Origin of the sequence: Microbacterium aurantiacum (assembly GCF_002872075.1) — a bacterium.
GTDB classification, from domain to species: domain Bacteria; phylum Actinomycetota; class Actinomycetes; order Actinomycetales; family Microbacteriaceae; genus Microbacterium; species Microbacterium aurantiacum_A.
On the sequence record NZ_PGGU01000027.1, the window covers coordinates 1 to 631 of the forward strand.

1 protein-coding gene is annotated in these 631 nt (G+C 61.0%); it reads left to right on the forward strand.

The features are described 5' to 3' along the window. On the forward strand, positions 1–631 hold a 631-nt coding region (locus CUR96_RS17065), incomplete at both ends, for a rhamnan synthesis F family protein (RefSeq protein ID WP_219722013.1).

The following is a 631-nucleotide window of genomic DNA, read 5'->3' on the forward strand; positions in this document are numbered from 1 at the left end:
ACATGAGTCGGGTGCCGGGTGTTTTCCCGGTTGGTGGTCGTCGGCTTGTGGTGTACGTGGTCTATGACCGGCGTGGGGATGTGGATGACTACATTCCGTTCGCGTTGACGGGTCTTCGTGAGCATGCGGCGCATGTTCTGGTGGTCGTGAACGGGTCGTTGTCGGATGAGGGGCGGGTCAAGCTCGAGTCGGTGTCTGATGAGGTGCTGGTTCGGGAGAATGCCGGGTTCGACATCTGGGCGCACAAGGAGGCGTTGGAGCATGTGGGTGAGCGGATCTCGGAGTTCGACGAGGTTCTGCTGACGAATGACACGTGGTTCGGTCCGGTGCGTCCTTATGGTCCGGTCTTCGAGCGGATGGGGGAGCGGTCGGCGCACTTCTGGGGGATGACGGATCATGCTCGGGAGGTGCCGAATCCCTTCACGGGCAAGGGTGTTCTTCCCTATCATCTGCAGTCTTTCTGGATCGCGGTGCGGCGCGAGATGTTCTTGTCGGATGCGTGGGTGCAGTACTGGCGTGATCTGCCGGAGATGCCTTCGTATTTCGATGCGGTGCTGAAGCATGAGACGGTCTTCACGGAGCACTTCGCGGAGCGCGGCTTCACCCACGACGTCGCCTACCCCTCCACGGA